Here is a 20073-nt window from a genome sequence, read left to right as displayed (position 1 = left end):
TGGTTTGACCTATGATTAATTAACACCAATTAATCATAGGCGGCTTCATGAAAAACAAACTGACAAGCCAAGTCAAAGAGATTGAAGGAAAGTTGCTCCTAGAGTTGCCATCACAAGTGATTGAAAAGTTGTCAGTTTCTCAAGGCGATAACGTAGAGTTTGGTATAGGCAAGCAGGTTAATTTATGGAAAAGTCATAACACTGATGTGCCCGATGATATTTATGAACGTGTATTGGACATAGTTAAAACAGATGAATTAGCTTCTAAATGGTTGAGCACTAAGAGAGCATTTTTTCTGGGGAAAGCGGCAATTGAGCTGATTTCAACTGACGAAGGAAAAGATAAAGTATTTGAGCTATTGGATAGATTGGCTATGGGAGATATCTCATAAATGATTACAAATACTGCAAACAAATATTCACCAAGTATCAATCATAGCGCTGCTTTTAAGCTGGGTCTGAATATTCTTGAAAAGTGGGGTTGCTCTGAGTCACAAAAGCAAGCTGTTATAGGTGTTTCAAAAGACACTTTTACTCAGACTTACACTGACCCTGTTAATGTTGAGCTGACTAACGACCAACTTGAACGCATTAGTTATCTTGCTAACATTCATGGCTCGCTTCGAACGATGTTCTCAAACCCTAAAAACGTATATGGTTTTATGAGCATGGTAAATAATAATCCATATTTTAATGGTAGAAGCCCATTGTCTTTAATATGCAGTGGAAATTTCGGTATTTTGTATGAGGTTTATAAACGAATTGATAGCATGAAGAGTGAGATGTAAAACCAGTGTTCGTTTCCACCAGTTATTTTAAAAACTGAAGCTTTTCATGTGTATCAAGTGTTTTAACCAAGTCAGGTTGCATGTATTGATAAACATCCTCGATAGTTAAATTCTCAACTTTGTCTAGATAATATTTGCCGGCATACTCTTCAATCCTTTGTAAATGCATAGTCCCCATTGCGAACACCATATCAGCCCAATCTAACAGCTCTGTAGTACAAACTGTTGTTCCGTGCTGCTTGCAATACTTTTCACTAAGCCCAGCTGATTTATAGCTGTGCTCTGGGTAATTTTCACGAAAGTGGTCCTCAGCAGTTCTAGAGCGCTGGATGTTAGCAGTGCATAGGAATAAAATTTTCAAAAGGTAATTGCATAAAAGCGTAAGGTTTATATCAATGATACTACCAAGTTCGAAAATTAAAACCTATAACACCAAACAGTTTCCGTGCTGTATTTACAGCAATAGAATTTATCCTTAAAATGACTAACAAATAGAAGCAGTTATCTTTTTTAAGCAAACGAGAACAGCCAATGGAAGAGCTTAACAATAACATCTCGTTTTATAGTGATAATGCAACAGCATTATTTGACCAATACCAGTCACTTTCATTTGATGTCGTTCATCAATCTTGGCTCAGTTCTATAAACTTATCAAAATACAAAACAGCGTTAGATATCGGGGCTGGAAGTGGACGAGATGCTCTCGCATTACATGATTTCGGGTTATGCGTTACCGCAATCGAGCCAGCACAACCCCTCATGGATAAAGGGATAGCTCTAACTGGCGATAAAGTCAGCTGGAAAAGTGATACTTTGCCTGAGTTACCTTCTTTAAATGAAAATACCTACGATGTAATTCTAATAAGTGCTGTTTGGATGCACTTATCTAAAGAACAACAGCGCCAAAGTTTAAAGCGATTAAGTTCATTATTAAATGATGAAGGCATACTCGTTATTACCTTAAGACACGGTGAGTTCAATGATGGAAGAAAGGCATTTGATGTAAATAGCACACGTTTAATCGAAGGAGCAAAAGCGTTCAATTTAACCGTGCTACACACAGATAACGACACAGACCAACTTAATCGTCCTGATGTTTGTTGGGAAACTGTAGTTTTTACACGTAAGTCTTAGATTTTATTATTGTTCCTTGGTACTATTTCATCATTGAAGATGAAACAAGGATTGTGATGTACCGAGGTCAGTTAACAAAGTGGGACAATGCCAAAGGATTTGGCTTTATAAAGTGTTCTGAATTAAAGCAAGACACCTTCATTCATATCTCTGCGCTCAAGCATATGAGCAGAAAGCCTAAGCAAGGCGACTTCATTCATTTTGATGTTGAGCAGCATAAAGGGAAGTCTAGAGCGACCAATGCTTGTATTGAAAGCGTAAAAGCTAATTCATCCTTTAAGGTTTCAAAAAATTATAAACCTCGCTCAGGCAATAAATTTATCTATGCTGCCGTCATTGTCGCTATCGCTGCATTCACGTTTCAGCGCCTTGATTTAGGTAAAAGCAACCAAGCACCGCAAACACAATTTACACCAACGTCAATACCAACAAAGATTACTCCAACACAGCACTTTACCTGTGATGGACGCCAGCATTGCAGCCAAATGACATCTCGTGCAGAAGCTGAGTTCTTCACCAAACATTGTCCTAATACAAAAATGGATGGTGACCATGATGGTATACCTTGTGAAAACGACTCAAGGTTTTAACTAATGACACTGGCATTCTATAACGACAAACTTCAAAGCATTAGGCCAGATAAATCATCTGGCAGAGCCAAGCCTCATAAGGTTTGTATGATGTTTGCTGTTATGGACTTAATCGAACAAGGTCATATCCAAGATAACCGTATTTACTATGATGAAACACTGAAGAAGCGCTTTAGCTGGCACTTCTTAAGATTAAAACAAGGCAATGACGCTGATAGCCCGTTCTTACCGTTTTATCATTTAAAGTCTTCAGGGCTTTGGCACTTAGACGTATCAAATGAAAATAAACCAGCGTTTGAATCAATAAAAAAGAAATCAGCAACAGATGCCAATATACGTAAGCTTGTTAACTTTGCTTACCTTGATGAAGCACTTTTTGATTTCCTTAAAAGTCCAAACACAGCGCCGATACTAAGAAATGCGTTAACAGCAAACCTAGATACACTCGAAGACCAATATGGTCGCTGGGCTAAATCCATTGGTAAGTCAGATAAAACCATTAAGAACTATGTGGGAGCGCTGAAAAACTCTATTCCTAATTGGTTAAACGATGCCGGTGTAACTAAACAAAGCTTACTTAGCGTTGGCTCGTTTGTGGAGTACGAAAATATCGTCAGTAAGACTTATGAAGTGCGAGAGTTTGTTGAAAAAGATAAACGTGGCAATGGCATGTATAGCGCGGCCATTAAAAGCTACAGAGCCTTTTTATCAGACATCACGCAAGCTGAAGTACAACATGACATTGATGAAATCATCCTAGATAAAACTATTCCTGATACGCAAAAGGCTGTCATGGTAAATACCCGTGTAGGGCAAGGACGATTTAGAGAAGATTTAATTAATCATTGGCAGGGCTGTGCAGTAACTAAGTTTCAAAACTACTCGTTTTTAATCGCGTCACATATTAAACCGTGGTCTAAATCAGACAATGAAGAGCGCTTAGATCCATTCAATGGATTATTGCTCCTGGCCAATATCGATAAAGCGTTTGATTTAGGTTATATCAGTTTCGATGATCGGGGGAGAATATTGATATCCGATCACCTAGAAGAATACCAAGCGCTTGGCATACATGCAGATATGAATGTTCTGCTCGCCAAGCAACACCAAGATTACTTAGCTTTTCACCGTGAAAGCAGGTTCAAACAATAGATGAAGTTGTAGTGCAGCATTATGAATAACGATTTAGAACTAATAAAAGACCAACAACAACACGCTACAAGCAAATTAGTTTACCCAACGGACTGTCTTAGAACACCTATTAATATGGGGGCAGCCGATGTAAGAAATCATTATTTTGGTGTGACTTCAGTTGAAACATTATTTAATGAAATTGAACTGTTTAAACTCGACTCTAAAGTACCCGAAGAAATAACTACACAATATGATACTGCCCGAAACCTTTATCTTTATGCCTTTCACGTTTATCGTTTTTACAATATTGCCCAACAGCAATTATATTCAGTTTTAGAGCTATCAATTAAAGAATGTATTGGTGAGGAAGAACTCAAAAGGTACATCAAAAGTAAACAACGTAATGGCCGTGGGCCAAGAGCTGGCTTAAGTATTTATATGCAATACCTAAAAGACCGTCGATTGATAGTTAATAGTGACTTTCCAATGTGGCATAACAGAAACAAACTAGAAGCAGAAAACGTCTATAGAAAGAAGATTTCTAAAATAATGGAAGATCAAAACTTACAAGAATACGAATGGGACGACAGTGAAATAGACGAATCTCAGTATGATGTAAAATGGGATTACGTTGCCATGCTTTGTAAAACCTTACCTGGCATTAGAAATAGTTTTGCGCATGGTTCAAAGTCGTTATACAACGATGTTTTATGCTATTTTCAAGATATTTCTATAATTATTAACAATATGTATCAACGTAATGCAGATAAAGGATCTAATAAGTGAAATACATAGAATTCATTAATGATGAACAGGGATATCTGAATTGGCTCCGCGATAACAAAGATGGATTTGTTTTAAACACATCTATAAGTAAACCATTAGATTATAGGGTTTTACACACAGCTAATTGCTCGTATGTTACAGCGCAACAAGGAAACGCAGAACAAGGTGGCTTTACGGAGCGTAATTATATTAAAGTTTGTTCTGTCAATATCAACGAAGTACGACAGTGGGCAAAAGACGAAGGAGATGCTAGCGGTCGTTTTTCAAAAGAGTGTGGTAGTTGCAAACCTTGGCTTAGTCTTTCTTACTCAAACACAGAACAGAGCATAGAGGGGGCATTACCAATTAAACCTAACTACAAAGAACTGACGAGTAGAAATGCAGTTATAAAAGCAATTGATGAGTTTGACTCAGTAGGAAGAAAGGAGTTTTTATCTAAGTATGGTTTTGGGAAAGCACGTCAATTTTTCCTAGTGTATGAAGGGAAACAATATGACTCTAAAGCCATATTCGGAGCCGCATTCGGTTATCAATTTAGTAACCCCCTTGAGTCTAATGACTTTAGTGGTGGAAATGATACGGTAAGACCTATCTTAGAAAAATTAAAGTTTACTGTCATTGCTAAGTCAGTAGACGATACTATTTCTCTGGCTGAAGAAACTACTGACAAAATGTGGGAAGGTGCTAAGCGCACTATCCAAGTCAATAAATATGAACGAAACAAAAAAGCGAGACTCGCCTGTATCGAACATCACGGATCTCGATGTAAGGTATGCGATATTGATTTTGGAGAGATTTATGGGAATGAGTTCTATGGCTATATTCATGTCCACCATTTAACTCCGGTTTCAGAGGTAAATAGCCGATATGAAGTTGATCCTAAGAATGATCTGATCCCTTTATGTCCTAATTGCCATGCAGTGATTCACTATGGCGGTAAAACAAGAACCGTGGAAGAGATACAACAAAAGATCTGTAAATCCTCGATTGATTCTAGTTTTGATGAAACTTAATCAGACAATATTTTTTAAACATATATCCATAATTTATACTCAAACAATAAAATCAAGGATGCATTTAAAGTGAAAACAAACCCGTATTATCTGGCTCCTTCAGAATTAACCAGCGGTAAAGGATTTGATTTTGAAGACCTTGTGGCTAGTTGGTTATCCAGTCGTATGCTCTGCGCATTGCCGCTTTCTTCGGTTTGCACGGGTGAGATAAAAAAAATCAGCTTCCAAGTCGGAAACATTGGCTGGCTACTAGATGATATTCTGTTAACACTAAAAGAACATGGCCGAGACGTTAATTGTGCAATTTCGATCAAAAGTAATAAGCAGTTTACAGCCAAAAAAGCGCCTGTCGATTTCGTAGAGGCCATTTGGCGTCATTATTTGCATTATGATGGCAATAAACTGTTTGATAGGAAATATGACTATCTAGGCATTATTACCAGCCCATTATCAGGTGCAGCAAAAAACTCCTTGAATTCACTATTAAGTAAAGTCCAGCACTCAATCGATGATGAATTATCGGTCAAGATGAAGGACGGACAATTTTCAAAAGATATAACTGACTTATATAACAGTTTTTCTTGTCCAAGTGATTTGAAAGATAACCATTCAGTTAAAGCTATCGATCATGATAATTTACTTAAAAGGCTTGTCATATTTTCATCAGATATACATGAGCAACAATCCAATGACTTCAGTCAGTCACTATTGAATTGTCAGAATGCTCTAAAGGATCCTAAGCTCGGGTTAGCGCAGAACCTTTTTGACCGATTACACCTGATGGTTAAATCGACCAGAGTGAACGAAGGCTCACTAAATAATACAGAATTTATTCATCAATTAAGTCATGAGTTTTCATTCAAAGGCTATCCTAACTACTTTAATGATATCAATATTATTGAAAAGTATAGCCAGAATGCACAAGATAATTTACCTCATTTAATCGGTGGCCGTCTTGCTGTTGACAGGTTTGTGTTACGAAACAAGTTAAAAGCTGAACTCAAACAACATCCCTTAATCGTTATGGTTGGTGAATCTGGAGCTGGTAAATCTGTATTGGCAAAATCAATTGCGCATAATGAGTTTAACGGAAAGACACTCTGGCTTGATAGCTACCTTCTTGAGAGTAAAAACCTTAACCAAGCTGCCAAAAAACTTAACATAGAGCACCAATGGTCTGATTTGGTTGAACATCTACCTTTTAATGATTATCTTGTAGTGATTGATGGTCTTGACCGTATAAGCGATAACTACTATGCAACAGCAGGGCAATTACTCAAACCACTGTTACTTCGGAAAAATTTCAAATTACTTATAACTTGCCAAGAATCTCGTTGGGAAACATTACAACGTGGTCTTATTAATCATATTGGTGAAATTACCAAAGCAAAACCGTTTACAATTGAAAATTTTACTGAAGACGAAATCAATCAAGTAATTTCTATTTTTCCACAGTTTGGTAAAATATTTCAATCAAGCAGATTACAACCATTACTTAAACGGCCCAAAATCATTGATCTATTCAGTGGTTTCGTTCAGCTTCCAGATACATCAAAATGGACAAGTGAAGCTGATTTAATCGAGTGGTATTGGCAGGCTGAGTTTACCGATAAGAGTGATGGTGCAATGCGAGAAGCTTTCTCATTAACTCTGGCTGAAAAATTAGCAGACACATTGTTATCATCAATAAAAAGTACAAAATTTCCTACCGCTGATTTAATAGTATTAGAAGGCTTAGAAAAAGATGGTATTTGCCAAAGAAATAAAGGGCGTATAAGTTTTTCCCATGACCTTTTCTTGGATTGGTTCAAGCAAAGAGTGCTATGGATGAACTTGGAAGAGGATCAGGAGTACCTTTTCAGCAAAATAAACCTGCCTAGTTGGTACAGAGCCATTACATTATTAGGGCTCCATCTTTTAGAAAAAGACCAAGACACGAGTATTTGGTTTAAGTTGATCAAAACATCACTTGCAAATAAAGAATGGTTTTTAACTACTGATCTGTTACTTGAATCTATTATTTACTCATCCCAACCTGGAGTTATCATTACAAGGCTTTGGCCTGAACTGATTAATGATAAAGCCAGTTTATTGAAAAGACTCTTAAAACGGTTTCTATTCGTTGCAACTCAACCCGATCCGTTAACTATGAAGTTAACGGAAAAGTTAGGTGCTGACTCTTTAGCTGCCATGACTTGGAATAGACGTCCAATAATGAATTATTGGTACGGTTTTTTGACTGTAATAGAATCTAAACAAAGCGAATTTATTCAGTTGGTACCGAGCCAAACTGCGCAGATTTGTCAAACATGGCTAAGGCACACTCCAAAAAGTACACTTTATCGAAAAACTCTAGCCGATATGGCTATTAAAATGGGTTGGAAAGCACTACAACACAATCAGCATCGTCGTTCGCATGATAACAATCGTTGGCTAAATTATGATGATGAAAAAGCGCCATTTTTTTATCAAACTGCTTTTACTGCATCACATGAAAATATGGATGATATTGTCAAGCTTTCCTATTGTGCCAGCGGTTTGGCCCAGCCAACAACAGCCTTACCATCAGATCCAGCACCTGAACCAATTACCGATCCCGTATGGCTAAAAAGGATTGAAGAATTAGAGGCTCAATCGTTAGAAATGAATACTATCTATGGGGAGGAAGTGTTTTTCCCATCATCAGCAGATGGGCCTGTTTTCTCTGTTGATGGGGATTTCAGGTACTTTTTTTTACATACCATGCATTCATTGCCTTTGATTGTACAAAAAGCTGATAAGGCGGCAATTATCATCTTGGCATTATGTATAAGAGAAGGTGGTAAGCGATTCTCCAGCTTCCATTCATCAAGAGACAAACAATATGGTTTGGTTGATAACCTGAATCTTTTTCCTGTTTCTTTCGATAAAGGTCCATTTTTTCATTTGTTATCCGTATCCCCAAATGAAGGTATGAGAGTAATACTAAGGCTAACCGAAATAGCGACTAATAAATGGTTAGAGGACAAAGAGCAGGAAAAATTGAATGGCCATGAGTCAATTGCCAATGAAAACCTCCTTTTGACGTTAGATATTGAGTTAAACGGGGAAACAAAAACATGGATTGGTGAACGTCGGTGGATGTATGCTTGTAGAGCTACAGTTCCGCCACCGAAACTATTGGTATGTGCGTTAATGGCCTTAGAAAAGTGGTTGTCAGATAAAGTAGATGATGACCAGGATATTAGTGATGATATTAATCATTTATTAACCCATAGTCACTCTATGGCCATAGTTGGTGTTTGTTTACAATTGGCTAAAAAATCGACTCCACTCTTTAAAGGGGTTTGCGCTGACTTTCTTAGGATCCCTGAACTATTTAACTATGACTTCTACCATATTGGAGATAGCGAAGGACATCAGATGATAGGTTTTTCTCATCGACAAACTAAAAGAGAAATCAATGCTGCTAAAGCATGGCATTTACGAGATTACCGAAAAACAGACATTGAAAGTTTAATACTGCCAATGATGATAGAAGATCAGGCGTTTAAAAAAACAGTTACTTCTAAAGTACTCCCTGCATTTAAATCCTGGTTGGATAAAACAGCAGAAGAGAACCCCTATTATCCTTTAACATTTAATTTGTTACACAAATTAGATTTGTCAAACTGGGGCTATCAAAAGGTCGAATCGCATAAATATAGCCTTATATATACTCCCCCTAAAGTTTTAGAGGATAAATGGGCTGCTGAAAGTCAGGAGAATGAAATTACGCAATCACTCTTAGTAATTCCAATGCGATGCAGAGAACTGATTGATAAGGGGACGGAGCCTAGCTCAGAAAATATGATAAGTCCTTTGGAGACATTCGCCAAACTGGAGTTTAAAGACGCTGACGTTGATAGAAAATTACAACTGGTGAGAACAAAATGCGCTTTGGCAGCAGTATTATATACATATAAAAATCAACTTAATGATATATGGGGAGAATATGAAGAATGGTGTTATCAGACTATATTAGGCTGTGTTTTTGAGCAGCCAGAAATGGATCTGCGTATTGCTGAATCATCTATGGATTTTGAATGGGATAGATTTTGCGCAGATGTGATCCCCTTCATGTGGATAGAGTATCGGGACGATAAAGATATTAGAGCTGCAATAGGTCACTTGTGTATTAGCTTTCACTATGAGACGACTGAGAGACTCTTTAATGTAGTGTCTGATCAGCGAGCTGAATTTGGAGACGATTTTTATCGATTAATTCACCTAGCGACAGTTTGGGCTGTTTATAGAGAAAGGATCTTAATAGCCTCAAATGAGATACATGGAGAAGAAAAGCTATCTGTTGCACAGCTCTATTCAGAATTTAATAACTATTTTCATAAATTCATTGATGGAACTTTAGCTTTTGAAATACCTGCTTGGAAGTCACTAGATCACACTTTTTCTAATGAGATCTATATAAGCGAAGAATATGGCCAGAGGAAAGCACATCTTCGGTCAACAGGTATTGACTTTGCCGTTATAAAGCGTGTCTATGATTGGTTACCAACATTAGATAGGGCCATCAATTCCACCGAAAAATCATATTGGTTGAGCTTTTGGAAACAGTGTAGTCAAACTATTTTATGGCAAATGGATTATGGTGTTCAGAAAGTTGATGAAGTTGATGGGATGCCTTATGAGTTTGATAAATGGTTACTAGGAAAATTACCAGGCATCATCTTAAGTTGTGACAGCACTGAAGAGGCTAGAAGCTTGTGGCAACCTCTACTTGAGTTGGGGTCGTCAGCACACCTTTGGATTGATGATTTCTTTTATGAATGGTTCTCTGCGTTGAATGATGAAAAAACAGACAGTTCAGTGTTTTTATTACATTGGAACGAGATGATTCAATTTGCACTGAGCAATAAAAATTGGCAACAAATTGATCGAAGCAAAAGGTATTTAGAGGATATTTGGGATGCTATTTTTGGCTTGAATCAGATAATAATTGATTTTATTTGGAATGAACAGCATGCTGATATTGTTAAAGGAATGAGTAACCATCTTGATGTACATGCGTCAAAAAGATTATCACTAGACTCATTAGTTAAGTTACTACGTTTTCTAAGAACCCGTAGTGCATTTGAAATAAGACATCAAGGGCTGACATGGATTGATACCTGTTTGGAAGAGCTAACGTGGTATTCAAATGAAACCGATAAAAACGCTGAAGAACAGCTCGTTTTACTGGTTAAATTGGTTTTGGATGATATTGGCGAGTTGAATAAACTTCCGCCTGTAACACAAAGAGCACTGTTACGAATAATAAGACTCATGGCTGAACGTCAAAATAAAATGGCAATGGCTATTTTAAATGAATATTTTGAAAATAATGAGATGTAATCTCTCAGATCTTACATAACACTCACTCAAAATGTCTGACTAAGGCTAGCATACAAGATTTGGTTTGAATAACATGCTCCTTAGTATATGTCCAAGCCTGTTTTTAAGCACATCAAAAAAGATCATTAACTATAAAATTAATCATTTAACATATAGAAGTAAAAGCTTATTTCTTAAAAATTCGGAGTATAAGAGATAAGCTGCATATATATTTATCTAATTTTTCTGGCACTGAATATTATGATACTTTGAAATAACGGTTAACTGCCAATACATCAATACGTTGAGTTTATTCATCTTATATTCCGGGTATTTTGAGTGCTTCAATGCTTATCTTTATATAAAGGGCTTTGAGCCATCGTGACTGTCATCTGTAAAATTTGACGCTTCAGTATTATCCATCTGCAATTCCTCATGTATTGGAGCCTAGCGCTTGTTGTTTGTATCGCTCTAACAAAGGATAGAAGTCTTGAACCTTTGCGAGTGGCATATCCACTAAAAACTCCGGAAAGCCTGTTTTATCGTAGCCAAGTATTTGGATTTCTAAAAATTCATCACCAATCAGTCTGGCTCTTAATGTATTAATGAGGGCATTGATAATAAAGATATATCTATCCTCAACCGTAATAGCATCGAGTAACCGTACGTTTAAGTAAATATCGTGAATTCTTCGCGTAAGTACCTCATGTTGTACGTTAGGTTTCATCAAGATTGTTTCGTTTGATATAACTAAGAAAACTATCACCTTCGATAAACTCCCCACGGCGCTGATGTTTTCCCCAGCGCAGCTCTCCGTCATAGACGAGTGATTTAATCGTTTCCTCGTTTGTTTGTAATGCAGAGGCAGCACTCGCAATAGTGATTGCATAGCGACATTGCTCTTCACGAAACTCAATTAACCAAGAAGAGAGCATGGCCTTATCAATATAGACTTCACTTAAATCAAACGCATCGTTGAAATAACCGTGAATCTGTTTTGATAGGACAGAGCATTAACCACATCACCGTATTGGCATAAATGGCGTACAAGCGATGCTGAATTTTCAGTTATGCATGTATAACTTGTATGAGCTTTAGGGCCTTTAGCGAAACTCTTTACCTTTTTGATAATGTCTTTGATATTAAATATCTTAGACTTCATCATTTTATGATTACCCACAAAGGATTTATTCACCATAGGAAAGGTTTTAGCTTCAAACAAAATCGTACTGTCACTTACACTCAAATTCAGGGCTTTTGCTAATAAAAAGATATCAACATGGTAGATTGGCTGGTCCTTGTCCTTATCCTTAACATACTGGACTCGTGCTTTTTGAATGAATTCAGTGCGCTCGTTAAAACCAAAAGATTGGCAACTTACGCCAGTATCAACTATTTCAACATTTTCTAAAAACAAACGAACGGGATTAATATAACCTGGGTAGTTTTTCCAGTAGCGTTGACAGGCTTTAACCCACTTACTTCGATAGTCTTCACTAGTGAGTAGGGCTAAACCATTAAGTACAAGCTGATAATGATTTCGGCTAAAAGGAATGCGGCCATAACGCTGAATCATCACATCAAAAGGGCGAGCCGCCATATACATTGCGTAGGTTAACTCTTGCAGTTGTTTTTCAGTCACATTGATATTGCCATCAATAGCTGGCCATAAATCCTTTTCCAATTGAGATAAAGGCTCAACTACTTCAGTACCAGTTATATCCCAAGACTTTTTGCACTTTGGGCAAAACTCTAAAATATTGGCATCCCACATAAGAGGCTTATCGCAATGAGGACAGCTATCAATTAAAGGCGTTAAATGTTTTGGGCATCGTGCAGCAGTGCCAATCGCCCAACGCCAATCCATGGCTTTTTCTTCATTAACACAATGTACGCAAATTCTTGGGAAATCGACAATCAGCTCAGCTAGCGTTCTGTCATAACCAAACAGCCATTTATCGGAGTCATTACGACTATGAAGCGCAATAACATCATCACAAGGTCTGCCAAGGGCTTTGGTGAGCACTTCATTAAGCGCTTTGAGATGATGCGGAGCCCATTGGCCCATTTGGGCTTGTTTAACTGGACGCATACCTAAAACACTTAAAAGCTCAGATATTTTAAAAAAGCCATTTACATAACACAGCCGTATAAGGTATTCGTTAAGGCGCTCAGTGGGTTTTGGGTAAGGTCGTAAAACCAACATATCAATCACCTTGACGAGAACCTAGTCTGTGCTGGTTATGTTCCTTTAAAGACTCCTTTCTTTGCATTTTAAGCAAACGCTCAAAAGAAGCTTTAACTGAGGTCTGTGGTTCAGTAAATAAATTAAAACCATTCATTTTATTAAAAGGCATTTGACTAAAGACTTGTTGAAACTCCTGATTTGTTATCTGTTTTTTATCATGGTATCTCAACATAACACGAGTAAATAACTGGCCAATACGCCTTGGGTTACCCAGTGTTGCTAAATATATGCGTACAAGCATATTTTTATTAGATAATGGAAATATAGTTATTCCCAATTCATTGAAGTTAACTTCAATGCTTTTAATGTACAATGCAAAATCTTTTAAATTACACGGTCCATCTTTTTTAAGAGAAAACTCATGTAGATCTACTTTTGCAAAACTCATCCTTTGTGATAATTCAGGGTGTTCTTCCAGTAATGATTGAGCTTCAGGTAGGCCTGCAAAAACAACACTTAAACCATGCTCATCCATGAGCACTTTAATGAATGCAACAGCATCGGCAGTACTTATTGTTGCGTGCTTTCTTAACAAATGTTGAAATTCATCAAAGATGATCATTTCAATGTTTAAATATTGCAACACACGAGAAACTCTCAGCATAATTGAGTCACCATCCCTAGAAGGGGGCTTATAATGTTTTTGTGTACATTTTAATATTTGCTCACAAATTCTAGAAATTGTTGGTTTTCCTGGAACTCGAATTGAAATGATTGGAATTGGCGTTACGCTTTTCGTTGGTTTGTATTCAGGTTTTGCATAAATTTCTGTAACGAAATAACGAATCAGGCGACTTTTTCCAACACCGGGGTCACCAAATAACGTACAACCCGTTGATTCAAAACCAGACATAGCGAATGTCTCTCGCAGGCCGGCTAACGCATTAGAAAAATCATTATGCAAATAAGTTCTGAACCTCAGCTCTTTTACGTTATGTGGTAGCTTCTTTAAAGCTATACGTTTAGAAATGTTAGTATTTAAATCAAATGGCAGAACCGTTGAAACATTTACCATTAGTGTCTCCTTAAGATTGTGGAAGTGGTTCAATATCATCCCAATCTATCTCGTCAACGTAGGGATCAATGTCAGTGGGCTTGTAATTCTCAATAGTCAAGGTGTCGATGTTATTTTGAATATTCTCAATAGAGGTTCTTCTCAATTTAGTTGTTTTCTTTTTACCAACCTTTTTATTCACAGCCTCATGAGCTTTAACCATTTCAGGGTTATCCTCCATCGTTCTATAATGGCTAAATCCTTTATTTTTGTATGCTGAAGGTTTTAGTGCTTGGAATTCTATTAATGACATACCTGGCTTGATATTTTCATCAATAGCAGGGACTTTAAATTCATGAAGTGTTCTTGGGCAAAGAACAGTAATTGCTGAAAGATCACAATCGGAATAATAACAAGTGACCTTCCTAGGCTGGTTAGTCTGGGCCAGCCAGTTTCCAATCTCTTTAAGCCTTCCGTCATCATCATTGTATTTAAGGCGATTAATAGTTACGCCTAGGTGAAAAGCGTCACCAGAGATAGTCGCTTCACGTTTTTTACCTTTGGGTAAACGAATTTTATATTCATCTTTTACATCTACTGGTAAAAGGCATTCTTTTCTAGCTTTTTCCCATGCTTGGTAGGGCGTTAAGCCATTTATGCCGGAATGAGGCTTATGATGATATTCATCAACAATCCATGACTCGATAGCTCTTCGTAACTCATCGACAGTGAGATGGGCTCTTTCTTCTATTTTATGTTCAAGTTTAGCTTGGTCTTTTTGTTTGCCAACATAACCTGGGAGCCTTGCCTCACAATTTGTTCTAAACGTATAAATAAATCGCTCAACAAAAGGTTTTAACCAAGGGCTGTAGGAAGCTAATGTCTCAACCAGTGTGCCAACAGTTAACTTCATATAGGATTGCGTTTCATTTGATATGAAGCCTGCACCTCCATCATAAACGGCCTTTTCAGGAGGGCCACTGCAATACCAATAATTGTTTCGTAAAGTGTGGTAAGTTCCAGGCTCTTTTTTACATACTGCATGCCTAAATGCACTAACGACAGAAGATGAAGGCTCACCAGCACCGATATGTAATTCATATCCAGCGACACTTCTGGTATGCACATCAAGAAAAAAAATAACAGTGGCTTGTCCGAGATAATTTCCTTCATCATCCCTAACACCAACACGCATACTACATGCATCAGCTTCTAAACGTTCATAAGGCCTTGTTGTTTTGAATTTTTTAATGGCATTTCGAAGCTCTCTTCGTCGCTCGGCTCTATTGAGGCCTTTCAGTCTCTTTTTAGGGCAGATTATTTGCTCTAACCATTTCCTAACGGTTTCACGAGATGGCAGAGTCTTAAATCTTTTCTCTGCTCTTGTTACAAACATATCGTAAAAATACTGGAAAGAAGTGAATTTTCCAAAAATGAACTCATCGGCAACCTCAATGGCAAACGCTTGTATTTCGTCAAACTTAGACATTCGCTTATTTTTTACGGCGGTAGAAACCTTTGCACAAACACCGCCAACATAATCTCTTTGCTCTTGCGCCCAAATAGCAAGTTGTGCCGGTGAAGGTGGGGATTCATCATTCAATCTTTTGGATGCTATTTTTATTACTTTTTCACGTAACTTGATCCCCCCAATGATGTCTTTTCGACCCCCAATCTCATAAAGCGTATCCAAATAAGCCTGTATCTTAAATAGTTTGGTTTTTTGCTTAGGTGTAAGCGTTACTGCGTGATTAGGTGTTGTTTTTTTATCGTGAACAAGGCTTAACTCTCTGCCATAAGCCTCGTCCAACTCAATGTCTGAGAGCACTGCTGGTGGAATTTCATCATTTTCAAAGTTAAGAGCAATATAGTTTGGGCCAACAGGGTGACTTCGCGCTAACAAATTATTAAATCTAACTAATGTTCCGGCTTTACGCAGGATATTGATTGCAGGGTTGAGCATTTGAATTCTCCTTAAAAGCTTAAACGAATATCAGACCAAGCTAACGTGGTATCCCATTGAAACAACATATGAGCCATCGAAATTTTCACGATTGATTCGCTCATACCTTTGCTAAAAGCTATTTCAATCATCTCTTTGATAGAATACTGTTGCGTTGGTAGATCGCTCACTAACAAATGAAATGCATCTACAGGCTTGTCGTGGTGCAGCGCAGCAAGCAAGTGAGAAAAGTTTTCTGCTTGATGGCCTTTACGTATTTCTCTTTCCGTCATTACATCAAATTGAAAACCCATTGATGCATATTTCCACTTCGCTTTGATGAGTTTTTGCCTAATATTAGGTTTGTGAATATCTTTCTCGTACTTGATTTCAATCATGATAATGCGTCCATCTGGCATCGTAATCTTCGCATCAGGTGTGTAACGTATTCTCTTGCCATCAATGATTAGCTCTATGTGCTCTGGCTGCATCTCAAGTGTGGCACCTTCGGGCAAGGTAAATTCCATCATTCGGTAGTAATCTACTTCAAGGGTGCTTTCTAGTAGTACTGCTGTTTTAAGATTGTTGTTGTAACCAGTTACGGTGCTTCTTACTGCGCTTTGTTTACCTAATACTCTTCGTTTCATACTCATAATTTATTGCTCATTAATTATTCAAATTTGTGCGAATTATAGGTACGAAAAATCAGGTGTCAAATTTATTAACCCACTGAATTTATGGGACTTATTTATTGATATACTATGTCTGCACTTTGTTTCTTAACAGTCTGAATCTATATAGATTATTAAGGTTGAACATAAAGAAAAAACACGAAAAAAAGCGAATAAAGCTACTAGGTGAGAAATCGATATATTTCTATTATTCAGTGAGTTAATAAAGTCGATATTTTTTGAAAAAATTCACTGTCAATAGAATGAAAAACTAAAAATAGAAAAATGAAATCATAATATTTCTTACGACATTTCACTTACTTATTGACATAGTAAGTACTGCTAGAAGAAAGCAGGGCAGTCATAACCTGATATAAATCAAACAAGTGTGTTTAATTATCAGACAATTAACCAATATTGACATTTTATCTATTGAGGTGTGTTTCATTATGAGACATACTGACTTTGACTATTTGAATAATAAAAAGAAATTTCTACGATATGGACAATCAATTGGAAAAGTTAAGCTACGCTCAACAGCAGCGTCTCGCCTATATTGACTTTAAGTTGTATTTTACCGGTAGCGTTACACGCTCCGAAATTGTCCAGCACTTCAAGCTTGGTGTTTCTGCCGCTACACGCGATATCAACCTCTATAAAGAGCATGCGCCAAAGAACATGGCGTATAACAATACCCAAAAGAAATACTTTCTAACTAATAGCTTCAAACCATTATTTACACATGATGCTAAGCGCACGCTAGTTAAGCTTGCACATCAAATCTCTGATGGCTTTGATGCCATAGGTGATGTCGAATTTCCGGTTGAGCAACCAAGCCAACTAAACGTACCTGATATCAACGTTATCGCTAAACTGACCCAAGCTATGATTAATTGCAAAGCAGTAAGTGTTATCTATACCTCACTTTCAAGTGGCTCTGGTGCTCGTGAATTAGTACCACACACTATTGTTGATAATGGTCTTCGTTGGCATGTTCGAGCTTATGACAGAAAGAGTAATGCGTTTAGAGACTTTGTATTAACACGCCTTGCCAAAGTAACGGTTATTAATAACGAGCCTGAAGTGAATGAAATTAAGGTTCAAGATGAACAGTGGAATACAATCATGCCACTTGAAATAGTCCCGCACCCTAAGAATGTTGAATATCCAACCGCCATTAAAATGGATTACGGAATGGAAAATGGCGTGCTCAAATTAGATGTTAGAGCTGCAATGGCAGGTTATCTATTAAGGCGTTGGAATGTGGACTGTTCTGAAAGTGCTTCACTTTCAGGCGCAGAATATCAGCTTTATTTACAAAACAATCAAACACTTCACAGTACAGAAGGTTTAGCAATAGCACCTGGTTGTTAAACAATATAAGGATATATTATGAGTAATGTAAATATTAGGCGTGCAGTCGAAAACATAAAATCAGGGATTAATGTTTACACACCATTGGTGGAGTTGGTGGTTAATGCCATTCAAGCCATTGAAATGGGTAGTGCGGTAAACGGGAAAGTTGAAGTACTCATCAAACGAGCCCCTCAGATGCAATTAGACTCAAGTAGCGTGCCTGAAGTGACCGGCTTTACTGTAAAAGATAACGGCATTGGTTTTACTGATAAAAACCGTGAGTCATTTGATACTTTATATTCTGCTCATAAAATCGATATTGGTGGTAAAGGCTTTGGTCGCTTTACCTGCTTAAAATATTTTGAAGATTTAATTATTTCCAGTAATTACATATCGGGTGATACCAAGTTCAACCGGTCGTTTAAGATGGGTAAGAAAAACGACATCATAGAAAACGAAAAAATTGCACCAACCGAATTTGAATGTTCGGGTACAACCGCAGAATTAAAGTCGATAAAAGGTTCGAAGTTTAACGATAGAAAGCATAAAACTATTGCTCGTACACTGTTTGAAAAGCTACTTCCTTATTTTTGTACTGATGGCTACCAATGCCCAATTGTTGAACTTAAAGACGAATGTGATGGCAAGACCATTACTTTAAATGAATTTTTAAAAAAAGAAGGGCGAGATTCAATCGTTGAACTACCTACGTTTAATCAAGAATTTGTATTGAGTGAAAACAATGGTGAACAACAAGCTTTTATTGCTCGTGTATTTAAGTTTTACTCACCTAAGCAGCAAAAAAGCCAAGTGAATTTAGTAGCACATAAGCGAACTGTAACCTCTACACAAATTCAGAATTATATCCCCGAATTTGCTGAAGAGTTTAGTGAGAAATCACCGTCTGGCGCAACTAGAAATTTCATATTAAAAGTATATGTTTTCTCATCCTTCTTAGATGAACACGTGTCACTTGAACGTGGTAACTTCGATTTCCATAAAGATCACGACCTGCAATACGGCATTTCACAATCTCAAATCGAAGAACAAGCAGTAAAGACTGCGCATGAGGTTGTTAGCGAAGAAGTTGATGAGCGTACAAGTAAAAAACAAAGACTGGTCGTTGATTATATTAGTGAAGAAGCGCCATGGCATACGCAAATGCTCGACACCATCGATTTATCTAACTTGCCGATGAATCCATCAGAAGAACAAATAGAATTAACCTTTCAAAAAGCTAAATTTAATGTTGAAGGTGAGTTAAAAAAAGATGTGAAGGCCATACTGGCATCAGAAGACAACCAATCATTACATGATAAAGCCACCGACATATTAGGCCGCATATCTGAGTCTAATAAAAATGACCTTGCGCACTATGTTGCTTTAAGGCGCAGCATAATTGATATATTCAAAAAAAGCTTAGAAGCTAATGATGACGGGAAGTTTTCATCTGAAGGGGTTGTGCATGACATTATATTCCCTCGTAAAGGCGACTCAATAAAAACGCCTTTCCAAGAACATAATTTATGGCTCATCGACGAACGGCTAAATTTTACCGAATATTTATCATCAGATTTGCCACTTGAAGGTCATTTATCTGACCGTCCAGACTTACTAGCATACGACAAACGCGTAGTATTTAGAGGCGAAAACGAACCTAGTAACCCTGTTATGGTATTTGAGTTCAAAAAGCCAAAGCGTAATGACTTTGCAAATGCTTCAACAAAGGATGATCCAGTAAAACAAATTATTCGTTATATACGAAAAATCAAAAATGGTGATTTTGAAACACCTGAAGGCCGCGAAATAAATATTGAAAACAACACTCCTTTTTATGGTTATGTCGTCTGTGATTTTGATAAAAAAGTAAGAACTTGGTTAGAAGAAGAACATGACTTCACGCCAATGCCTGACCGCAAAGGTTATTTCAAATGGCATGCAAACCTCAACTTATATATCGAAGTGCTAAGTTGGGACAAATTATTAAAAGATGCTGATATGCGCAATAAAGTATTTTTCCATCAGTTAGGTATTAATTAACACTAACCCAGTTAAAGCATATGCACGT

17 protein-coding genes are annotated in these 20073 nt (G+C 37.2%); 10 read left to right on the top strand and 7 right to left on the bottom strand.

Translation table 11 applies throughout. The features are described 5' to 3' along the window. The first annotated feature begins 47 nt into the window (after nt 1-47). A complete protein-coding gene (locus tag KO495_RS16795; RefSeq protein WP_215981564.1) occupies nt 48-392 on the top strand; it encodes an MbcA/ParS/Xre antitoxin family protein in 345 nt (114 codons plus the stop codon). Next, nucleotides 393-788, top strand: a complete 396-nt coding sequence (locus KO495_RS16790) for an antitoxin Xre-like helix-turn-helix domain-containing protein (RefSeq protein ID WP_252739034.1) — start codon at nt 393-395, stop codon at nt 786-788. 22 nt (nt 789-810) lie between these two features. Here KO495_RS16790 and KO495_RS16785 read toward each other — a convergent pair whose 3' ends face one another. Then, on the bottom strand, nt 811-1149 hold the full coding sequence (locus KO495_RS16785) for a hypothetical protein (protein ID WP_215981563.1): 339 nt from the start codon (nt 1147-1149) through the stop codon (nt 811-813). Nucleotides 1150-1319: 170 nt separating this feature from the next. Here KO495_RS16785 and KO495_RS16780 point away from each other — a divergent pair, with 170 nt between their 5' ends. From KO495_RS16780 to KO495_RS16755, 6 genes are all read left to right on the top strand, one after another. Then, nucleotides 1320-1922 (top strand): class I SAM-dependent methyltransferase, encoded by a 603-nt coding sequence (locus KO495_RS16780; RefSeq protein ID WP_215981562.1) that lies wholly within the window; start codon nt 1320-1322, stop codon nt 1920-1922. Between the two features lie 56 nt (nt 1923-1978). Beyond that, on the top strand, nt 1979-2512 hold the full coding sequence (locus KO495_RS16775) for a cold shock domain-containing protein (RefSeq protein ID WP_215981561.1): 534 nt from the start codon (nt 1979-1981) through the stop codon (nt 2510-2512). Between the two features lie 3 nt (nt 2513-2515). Continuing rightward, nucleotides 2516-3664: an HNH endonuclease gene (locus KO495_RS16770; RefSeq protein WP_215981560.1), complete on the top strand. Its 1149-nt coding sequence runs from the start codon at nt 2516-2518 to the stop codon at nt 3662-3664. A gap of 114 nt (nt 3665-3778) precedes the next feature. Continuing rightward, the gene (locus KO495_RS16765; protein WP_215981559.1) at nt 3779-4432 is read left to right on the top strand and encodes a hypothetical protein; all 654 of its coding nucleotides are present in this window, start codon (nt 3779-3781) and stop codon (nt 4430-4432) included. Next, nucleotides 4429-5445, top strand: coding sequence for an HNH endonuclease (locus KO495_RS17770; protein WP_215981558.1), 1017 nt, complete (start codon nt 4429-4431; stop codon nt 5443-5445). Before KO495_RS16765 ends, KO495_RS17770 begins: the two co-directional genes overlap by 4 nt. A 69-nt stretch (nt 5446-5514) precedes the next feature. Further along, nucleotides 5515-10815, top strand: a complete 5301-nt coding sequence (locus KO495_RS16755) for a hypothetical protein (protein WP_215981557.1) — start codon at nt 5515-5517, stop codon at nt 10813-10815. Nucleotides 10816-11227: 412 nt separating this feature from the next. Here the strand turns inward: KO495_RS16755 and KO495_RS16750 are convergent, their stop codons facing one another. From KO495_RS16750 to KO495_RS16725, 6 genes are read right to left on the bottom strand one after another with little or no spacing between them, the layout of a single operon-like run. After that, nucleotides 11228-11524, bottom strand: coding sequence for a hypothetical protein (locus KO495_RS16750; RefSeq protein ID WP_215981556.1), 297 nt, complete (start codon nt 11522-11524; stop codon nt 11228-11230). Continuing rightward, entirely contained in the window at nt 11511-11729 is a 219-nt protein-coding gene (locus tag KO495_RS16745) for a hypothetical protein (protein WP_215981555.1), read from the bottom strand. Before KO495_RS16745 ends, KO495_RS16750 begins: the two co-directional genes overlap by 14 nt. A 23-nt stretch (nt 11730-11752) precedes the next feature. Continuing rightward, nucleotides 11753-13000: a TniQ family protein gene (locus KO495_RS16740; protein WP_215981554.1), complete on the bottom strand. Its 1248-nt coding sequence runs from the start codon at nt 12998-13000 to the stop codon at nt 11753-11755. 1 nt (nt 13001) lies between these two features. Next, nucleotides 13002-14057: a TniB family NTP-binding protein gene (locus KO495_RS16735; protein WP_215981553.1), complete on the bottom strand. Its 1056-nt coding sequence runs from the start codon at nt 14055-14057 to the stop codon at nt 13002-13004. Between the two features lie 10 nt (nt 14058-14067). Further along, nucleotides 14068-15999 carry a DDE-type integrase/transposase/recombinase gene (locus KO495_RS16730; protein WP_215981552.1) on the bottom strand — a complete coding sequence of 644 codons (1932 nt, stop codon included), beginning with the start codon at nt 15997-15999 and terminating at the stop codon, nt 14068-14070. 11 nt (nt 16000-16010) lie between these two features. Beyond that, on the bottom strand, nt 16011-16625 hold the full coding sequence (locus tag KO495_RS16725; RefSeq protein WP_215981551.1) for a TnsA endonuclease N-terminal domain-containing protein: 615 nt from the start codon (nt 16623-16625) through the stop codon (nt 16011-16013). Nucleotides 16626-17150: 525 nt separating this feature from the next. Here KO495_RS16725 and KO495_RS16720 point away from each other — a divergent pair. Next, nucleotides 17151-18023, top strand: a complete 873-nt coding sequence (locus KO495_RS16720) for a WYL domain-containing protein (protein WP_215981550.1) — start codon at nt 17151-17153, stop codon at nt 18021-18023. A gap of 18 nt (nt 18024-18041) precedes the next feature. Beyond that, nucleotides 18042-20045, top strand: a complete 2004-nt coding sequence (locus KO495_RS16715) for an ATP-binding protein (RefSeq protein ID WP_215981549.1) — start codon at nt 18042-18044, stop codon at nt 20043-20045. Nucleotides 20046-20073: the final 28 nt, after the last annotated feature.

The organism is Colwellia sp. D2M02 (assembly GCF_018860755.1).
Classification (GTDB): Bacteria; Pseudomonadota; Gammaproteobacteria; order Enterobacterales; family Alteromonadaceae; genus Colwellia; species Colwellia asteriadis.
Note: the sequence above shows the minus strand (reverse complement) of the source record. Positions and strands in the feature narration are given on the sequence as shown.